This is a genomic window from Anabaena sp. UHCC 0253, from assembly GCF_009712085.1.
Taxonomy (GTDB): domain Bacteria; phylum Cyanobacteriota; class Cyanobacteriia; order Cyanobacteriales; family Nostocaceae; genus Dolichospermum.
Genome location: NZ_VILD01000003.1, coordinates 619,059 through 627,689, shown reverse-complemented (window position 1 = coordinate 627,689; position 8,631 = coordinate 619,059). Strand labels below are relative to the sequence as shown.

At 35.6% G+C, this 8,631-nt stretch carries 8 protein-coding genes; 6 read left to right on the top strand and 2 right to left on the bottom strand.

The window, feature by feature from the left end; genetic code table 11:
• The 3 genes from FJR38_RS11010 to FJR38_RS11000 form a co-directional block, all read left to right on the top strand.
• A partial coding sequence (locus FJR38_RS11010; RefSeq protein WP_254449423.1) for a phage tail protein occupies positions 1-773 on the top strand: 773 nt, incomplete at its 5' end.
• Positions 774-827: 54 nt separating this feature from the next.
• On the top strand, positions 828-2,135 hold the full coding sequence (locus FJR38_RS11005; protein WP_168536988.1) for a hypothetical protein: 1,308 nt from the start codon (positions 828-830) through the stop codon (positions 2,133-2,135).
• A gap of 40 nt (positions 2,136-2,175) precedes the next feature.
• Positions 2,176-4,365, top strand: coding sequence for a hypothetical protein (locus FJR38_RS11000; protein ID WP_168536986.1), 2,190 nt, complete (start codon positions 2,176-2,178; stop codon positions 4,363-4,365).
• Positions 4,366-4,678: 313 nt separating this feature from the next.
• Here the strand turns inward: FJR38_RS11000 and FJR38_RS10995 are convergent, their stop codons facing one another.
• Together FJR38_RS10995 and FJR38_RS10990 are read right to left on the bottom strand one after the other, a co-directional pair.
• Entirely contained in the window at positions 4,679-5,632 is a 954-nt protein-coding gene (locus FJR38_RS10995; RefSeq protein ID WP_168494330.1) for a DUF928 domain-containing protein, read from the bottom strand.
• A gap of 211 nt (positions 5,633-5,843) precedes the next feature.
• Positions 5,844-6,794, bottom strand: coding sequence for a DUF928 domain-containing protein (locus FJR38_RS10990; RefSeq protein ID WP_168536984.1), 951 nt, complete (start codon positions 6,792-6,794; stop codon positions 5,844-5,846).
• Between the two features lie 194 nt (positions 6,795-6,988).
• On the opposite strand from FJR38_RS10990, the gene FJR38_RS10985 reads away from it, so the two are divergent.
• From FJR38_RS10985 to FJR38_RS10975, 3 genes are all read left to right on the top strand, one after another.
• Positions 6,989-7,249 carry a hypothetical protein gene (locus FJR38_RS10985; RefSeq protein WP_168494334.1) on the top strand — a complete coding sequence of 87 codons (261 nt, stop codon included), beginning with the start codon at positions 6,989-6,991 and terminating at the stop codon, positions 7,247-7,249.
• A 51-nt stretch (positions 7,250-7,300) separates the two neighbouring features.
• On the top strand, positions 7,301-7,738 hold the full coding sequence (locus FJR38_RS10980; protein WP_168494336.1) for a phage tail protein: 438 nt from the start codon (positions 7,301-7,303) through the stop codon (positions 7,736-7,738).
• Between the two features lie 198 nt (positions 7,739-7,936).
• A partial coding sequence (locus FJR38_RS10975) for a hypothetical protein (protein ID WP_168536982.1) occupies positions 7,937-8,631 on the top strand: 695 nt, incomplete at its 3' end.

Here is an 8,631-nt window from a genome sequence, read left to right as displayed (position 1 = left end):
TTGGCCACATTCCCAAAGATTTTTTTGAATCGCAAATATCTTGGCAAATAGATAAATCCTTGAAATTGGATTATTTTGGGCGAATTAATATTAGTTATGCTTTGCTAGATCAGCCCATCTCAAATCCACCAGATTCAGAAACATTACGCAATTTTGAATCAATAGATTTTAATATCTATATTCGTCCCCGGAGTCTTTACCTCAATTTTCTCCCTGACTTATATCGAGAAGTAGATTTTATTGGGAGATTATTGAACATTTTTGAACAGACATTTGAACCATCTGTACAGACATTAGATGTTATCCACGACTACCTTGATCCTCGCACAGCACCAGAAACACTATTACCGTTTTTGGCTTATTGGGTAGGTTGGCAGATGATTCCTAATATTGAAAGCGATCGCCAACGTCAATTGATTCATCGAGCTATAGAAATTTATCGTTGGCGAGGCACAAAGCGGGGTTTACAATTTTATCTTCATCTTTATACAGACTTGCCTTTGGATGAAGAACATATTTTCATTCAGGATGTTTTTGAGCGTGGTTTTGTCACCGGAGAAACTAGATTAGGACAAGATTCCATTGTTGGTGGTGGTAAACCTTATCATTTTATTGTCCGTCTGCGCCATAAACCCTATCATCAAATTAATGAACAGTTGATCCGGCAAATTATTGAACAAGAAAAACCTGCTTTTTGTACTTATGAACTTTATATGATTCTTGATAATAGTAATGACAATACTCCCTCCCTCCCAGAAAGTAGTAATACTTAAATTCAGTTTGACAACCTAATTTCTATTTATCCTCAATCTCCATCCTCAAATCCTATGACTAAACCCTGGTTTCCACCTGCTATAGAACTTTTTAAACGTTTTCAAGTTGCCGACGGCTTGCTAATTAACAGCGAAAAATGGCAGATTGCCCATGAATATCATCGCCGTCGCCAAAATGTTCACTACCAATCTGTTAATCAAGCCGGTATTGTTTGTGGTTTTGCTGTCCATCTCCTGCGAAAAACTGTTCCAGGAAATAGCAATCAATATGAGTTTTTCCTGAAATTTCAAAAAGGTATTGCCATTGATAGATACGGTAACTGCATTGTTCTTGATCAAGAATGGGAGAAAAAAATTGCCACGAAGATCGCTACATCAATACCTAAAACCGTCTATTTTGTAGTGAGTTATCAAGAACCTGTTGCCAATGGTAAAGAAGTAGTTACAGAACAATTTGAAATTAAGGAAAGAACTGAACCACCGAGTGAGAATGAAGTAGAATTGTGTAGAATTCGCCTCACTTCTCAACGAGATATTAAAATTTCTCAAAATGTCTTTGCCCCTGGTGATGATGAATTAGACTTTCGCTATCGTCCGTCTGCAAAATGGCGATCGCTCTCCATGATTCGCACCGCTACTTACACAGATTTAGGGCAATGGCAAGAAGTCTTTGCAGATGCACCACAAGCATCGAATTTATCCTACTTACTACAATCTCTAAATTCCCTTTATCCATCCTTAGAAGCTCTGCACGTAGGAGATTCAGAGTCATCTAATCCAAATTTACCCACAGACTACAACTTAATTTCTGTCACAGATACACAAATTCAGAAATTTGATGCTCAAGGAATTAATATTCTCCAAAGTTATTTACAGACTGGAGGAGTGATCTTAATTGAACATTTGACAAATACTCACAAAATTGGGGGATTAATTAAAGCTAAACAAGACTTACAACAAGAAATCATGAATTTAGAAGAGGAATTAATAGATGAACGAGAAATATTAACTGAGGAATTAAGATCACAAACAGATACAGTTAAGGCAATACTTGATCAAATTGCTCATGAATATAATCAAAAATTAAATACTAAGTTACAACCACTAACAGAATTAACCAATCATCCCTTAAGAAAAACTCCCTTTCTTTTTGATCAGCTTCCTAGCATCAACCAACAACCAATTTCTATTTTAGCCGATGGGGGAATTATTGTTGTTATTGGTAAGTTATCATCAGCTTGGGGAAATAATGGAAATCTCTCTCTCTCCCGTGAAACTATTCGCAGCGCCCAAGAAATGGGAATTAACATTTTACATTTTGCTTGGCGCAGAAAAGAACTAACTCAGTTAGCAAAACAGTGATCTGTTCAGTAATCATTAGCAATTGGTTATAAAGGGCAAAATGGGCGAAAATAAAATTGATATTATTGGGGTTGAGTCAACACAAACTCAGTTAATACCCAGAGAACAAGCTGCTGACTACAAAGTAACTGTGAAAAATGACAGTAATAATTATGCTGACATTCAATTACAATTAACATCTCCAAATGAAAATTCGACATCATATTGGTATCATCTCAGCCCAGAAGTTAGTAGTTTAATTCCCCCTGGAGCATTAACAGAATTTTCCATAGAAATTTTTGATTCCCCCAAACCAGGTTTTGTGGGAAAAATGAATATTAACGTTGATGCCTTTTCTACAGATACATCAAATCAATCTACTAGAAAAGTCATCAATTTAGACATTCAAAAATCAACCCTCTTACAACCTGTAATCATCAGTTTATTGCCAGATTATTTGGAAAAATCTCCAGATAATACAGAATTTCAGATATTAGTGAATGTTCATAATCCCAATCAAGAAAAAATTAATACTAAACTAAAATTATGGGGTTTAGATCCTAGTTGGATTCTAGATCAAAACACAGAAGCTTACTTAGAATTAGAGCCAGACAAAGAAGCTAGATATGCTTTCTGTTTGAAATTATCCAACATTAATAAACCCTTGAGTAAAGTTTATTCCTTTAAAGTTGAAGCGACTCACATAAAAAGTGAACCAGCCTATGCTGAAGGGAAACTCAAGGTATCACCTCAAGGGATTTTAGAGTTTATTTGTAACCCAGCAGAAATACAAGAAATTGCGGCTGAATCAACTTGGAAATTTTGGCTGGCTAATGATGTTAACTATGAACTCATCTTTGATAATAGGAGTAATGTTAATCAGAATATTAGTGTTGGAGAAATTCAAGATCAAGATCAACCTCTTTGTACTTTTGCAGTTAATCCAGAAACATCTCAACTAGCGCCAGGAGAAACAAATCAACTAGACTTAACAGTAAATTGTCGCCGACATTGGCTAGGTAAACCTAAATCAATAGAAAGAGTAATTGATGCAATTTGGTCGGAACGGGAAAATTTAGACACACATAATGAAAGCCAAAAAATCGAATTACTAATTAAACCAATTATTCCTTTTTGGTTGCAAATTGGCGGCGTAGGATTGTTATTATGTTTATTTTGGTGGTTGTTATTTAAGCCATTGACTAAACACGCTAGTTCTGTTAATTCTGTGCAATTTAATGGTGTGGGCGAAAATATCATTAGTGCATCTGATGACCAAAGTATAATTGCTTGGCGGGTTAGTGGATTTAACTTTTTCAAGTTTTGGGCTAACCCGAAAATTCGCAAAATTGGGAATACAGGTAAACCTGTACGGGTAGTGAGTATTCGGCCTATAGATAATAATTTAGTAGCAGCAGGATTAGAAAATGGGGAGATTCAAATTTGGGATTTATTAAGTAATAGTAAAACTCCCAAATACTGTTTTTCTGATCAGAAAGATGATCGGGTTTTAGCTTTAGAATTTACTCATGATTCCCGTTATCTATTTAGTGGACATGGTAGTGGTTTAGTTCACCAATGGGATTTGAGTAATCCTCTCAATTGTAACTCAGGAGATTCTGCAAATAAGAATTCTCCAACCCAGACTAAAAAGCTAGATTTTGTTGTATCTTCTCTGAAATTTATTGGTGAAGATCATGAAAATCTAGCCATTTCTGGACGCTTCAATAGTCTTGTAGTTTGGAATCCCAAAGAAGATATAATCAAGAAAATCCCATATCCCAGACTAGGTGGACAAAACGATTATATTGAAAGTTTATCTACAGCAGAAGCGAAGCCTAATTTACTAGCAACAGCAGACAATCAAGGATATATTACCCTCTTGAATATGCAGAATTGTCTAGAGGGAAATAATCAATCTTGTGGACAAGTAATTGATCGTTGGAATACGGGACATAATCAACAACCTGTCAGAAGTGTAGCTTTAAGTGCTAATGCTTGTTATTTAGCCAGTGGAGGAGATGATGGGAAAATGGTATTCTGGCCACTAACAGGAGAAGGTAAGCGTTCTGGCTTATTTAATAATAGTAATGGTAAAGCAATTGGTAATTCTTTTGGTCAGCAAAAATTCTCTAGTGTAGATATCAAAATCGTGCAGAATCATCTGTTAATTACAGGTGGGAGTAAAGATAGTTGGATCACACTAAAAAGAGAAAAAAGACTACCAAAGTTGGGATGCGATCGCCCATAACCACAGCTAAAAACAATAAAATTATGTAGGTTGGGTTGACGTTAGAAAACCCAACATTTATAAGTATTTGTTGGGTTGCGCTGCCTCTTAACCGAACAGTATTTTATTCAGTTTTGCTTAGAGGGTGTTTGAAAAGTCTAATTTATACCCACCTGGCGACTGGAAGTCGCGGCTACACAGACAAAACCCACCTGCGTGGGTTAAAAACCTTAATTTTTCGTTAGTCCACGTTCGCGTAGCGTTCCGAAGGAATAGGTGGACTTCGCTTGTGTAGTAGCGAATTATATTCGCCCAAAACTTTTCAAACATCCTCTTAGTTAAACTTCTTAATTGTTACTGAACCAATTATTGGTTTTTTAGCAATTTCTGTCAGCTTTCCGAAACTTAAAAGTTCCTTCCAGTCTTCCTTCAGTTGAGAATCTTGAGGATTGCTGGCGATTAATTTAGCCAAAGTATTGACAGCAGAATACCAAATACCATTTTCTGCATAAACAAGATAATCAGGGTCTTCTGTTTTCTCTAACTCATCAGCAATTACCAAAGCAGCATTTAACTTATTCTGATTGATGGTACTCACCTCTAACTGATTACCAAGGGCGATTTTAGGATCAATTCGGCGAATCCAGCCACTAATAGTTGGAGTCTTTTTAGAAGCATTAGATCCACAAGAAAGAGTAACTTGCCATATATAGTTTTCTCCCACTTTTAACTCTGGAACTTTTTGAGTTTTTGCTACTTCAGCAATATCTAAAATTACTACTCCACCTGCATTTTTTGATGTCTTATTAGGTAGTGAGAAATCTAGCGCCGAATAAACTTCCTTATCATTTTGATCACGTAAATAAAAGCTGGCTGTCGTCGGCGAATTTTCAGGAAGATCAAACAAGATTGTTGGGTGAGCAAAAGTAGTTAACTGTGTGGTGTCCTTTTTTGACGCTGTTCCAGATTGCGATTCAGGAGGTAAGATCGCAATCATATCTTTCTGGATATTTTTTCCTGTCGCCACTTGATTATCTGGACAAGCGCCCCCTCGCATTGCTCCATAACGAGATTTTCTATAGGTAGGGGCTTTAACATTGAGATTGGAGAATTTTAAAGGTTTACGTCTCCGACGAACTTGCGCTAACAACATCTCGTGATTTGTCCCTTGTTTGGTGAGTCTATCTGCTGATACACCACCAGATCCCACTGCTGGTAAGGCATTTCCTAATCCCAGCAGCATTAATACAGCTAATGATATGGTGCGTTGATACTTAGAAAAATTCATACATTATCCTTTTTAGTTATATTTTAAGTTGTTCTTACTATTGACAGTCTGTATATATCTACTTGTTGCACTAGCAAGATTCCCGATTTTATCCTAATTTTAGGCTATTTTTTGTCTAAAGCTCAGAAATTGAGTTGAGATTAATGGAGAATAAAAAAGCAGAGGATTGAATTAGTAATCTTTAATATCCTCTTTAGGGAAACAATTAGTATTATTCGTCGTTTAGTTGGACATCTTTAATTGTCGCTGTACCAATTATTGGTTTTTTAGCAATTTCTGTCAGGTTTACTGAAGTTAAAAGCCCTTCCCAATCTTTTCTAATTTGTGGATCTTGAGGATTTGTTTGTATTAATTCAAGCAAACTATTAATAGCAGAATACCAAATGCCATTTTCTACATAAACTAGGGGATAATCTACTGATGATACTTTTTCTAATTCATCAGCAATTACAGTATTACTAATATTAGTCTCTAACTGTTTATTTAGAGGTACTTGGGCATCAATACGGCGCATCCATCCACTAATATTTGGAGTTGGTTTAGAAGCATCAGGATTGTTAGGAAGTTTGATTTGCCATCTATAATTTTCTCCTATTTTTAGCTCTGGTAAATCTTGATTTTTAGCTACATCAGCCAGATTTAAAACTACAATTCCATCTGCATTATTTGATGTTTTATTAGGTAGTTCAAAGTCTAGCGCCTGATAAACCAGGGTATTATTTTTGCACAAGTAAAAACTTGCTGTAGTAGCAGCATTTTCAGAAAGATAAAATAGGACTGTTGGATGTGCAGCAGTAGTTAACTGTATTTTCTCGGTTTTTTGGGCTGTTAGCAGCAAGGAATTAGGCGGTATAAGGGCAATAATATCTTTTTGTATATTCCTTTTTGTTGTGGATTGATTGTATTGACAAACGCCCCCCCGTACTGCTCCAAATCGAGATTTTCTATCATTGGGAGCTTTGACATTGAGATTGGGGAATCTTAATGGTTTCCGTCTCCGCAGAGTTTGTGTTAATAAAACTTCTTGATTTTGTGCCAGTTTGGTTACTCTGTCCCCTGATCCTGATACAGTGACAGATGCTAAGACTGGAAAGGTACTTCCTAAACCCAGCAGCATTAATACAGCTAATGATATGGTGCGTTGATACTTGGAAAAATTCATACCTTATCCTTCTTAGTTATATTTTACGTTGCTCTGACTATTGACGGTTTACATATATCTAATTGTTCCACTACCAATATTCTAGATTTTATCCTAATTTTATTCTATATTTTGCCTAAAGCTCAGAAATTGAGTTTAGACTAATGGAGGATAAAAAAGCATAGAATTAGATTAGTAAATCTACCAGGTTAATTATGACATCTTCTTCAGAAGCTGGAAAAGCTCATGCTGGCGCAGAGATACAGTCATCCTTAGAACCGATTAGCGATTTAAGTGCGATCGCTGGATACTCAGTACCCTTGAATATCCTCTCCAGTGAAACAAAAAGTAACGATTTGTTAAAATTAGCTACCCAAATTTTAGAGAATCCCCAAATGCAAATCCAGCTAGGAAATAGGGTGTATCAACTTCTGCAAGAAGATTTGCGTCATCAAAGAGAACGGAGAATAGGATAAACTATACATCAAAATCGCATATATACTTATGATATTAATAGGAGGCTGACAATGAATAATCCCATGAACTATGTGACAGCAAACCGCTTTTATGTAGAAATAGATAGCACTATTCGTGCTGCTTTTAGCGAATGTTCTGGTTTAGGAGTAACGATAGACAAAGAAGCATATTTAGAAGGTGGTGTCAATGATCAGCAGCACATTCTTCTGAAGCAAGCAAAATTTAATGATGTGAGTCTCAAAAGAGGAATTACAGATGATATAGATTTTTGGGAATGGATTAGTAAAGTTTTAAGTGGCAAACCTAAACGGTACGATGTCAATATTATACTATTTAATCAGGCAGGCGATCGGATGCAAACCTGGACATTAATTAGTGCTGTTCCTGTCGGCTGGAAATCTCCCTCATTACAAGCAAGTGCTAACAGCGTTGCTATAGAGGAATTAAATTTAGCCTATGAAGGCTTGAAAATAGAAAAAGGGAAATAACATAATTTAAGAGACGAAAATCACCACAAAATAGTTAATTTATTCCCATCAACAATAATAGATAATAGCTTTATATTTTTCTAATCTTAACTAATTCTTGGAAAAAATTTAAATAAGAAACCTCATGGTAAATAGTAATCAGTAACTCAAAATTTCCGATAAAAAATACATATTCTGAAGTTGAGAAGGAACAACAACATGACAGATAATACGGAAAACCCACCACTAGGTATAAAAAACCCTTTGCTCCCAGGAAGTTCTCTAGGACAAAGTTTCCTATCTCCTAAATTTATATCACCATTAGGATCGCAATCTCTTATCAATTCTGATCCTTTAGCCGTATCTAGTCAGGAAAGCTTAACTCCTAGTTTAGCAAACAACTCTTTTGATAATTCCCTATCTTTAAATTCTCGTCCCTTATCTCAACCCAATAAAAATAATATTATACAAACTTTTGCAGAACCTGAAAAAACCGATATTCAACCTTTCTCGGAAACACAAAATTCCGAAGTAGCAAATATCCAAACTTTTGCAGAACCAGAAAAACCCGATATTCAACCTTTTACAGAAACACAAAATTCTGAAGTAGAAAATATCCAGACTTTTGCAGAACCAGAAAAACCCGATATTCAACCTTTTACAGAAACACAAAATTCTGAAGTAGAAAATATCCAGACTTTTGCAGAACCAGAAAAACCCGATATTCAACCTTTTACAGAAACACAAAATTCTGAAGTAGAAAATATCCAGACTTTTGCAGATACACCAAATTCTGAAATAGCAAATATCCAGGCTTTTACAGAACCAGAAAAAACCGATATTCAAACTTTCTCAGAAACACCAAGTTCTGAAATAGAGAATATCCAAACTTTCTCAGAACCAGAAAAAAACAA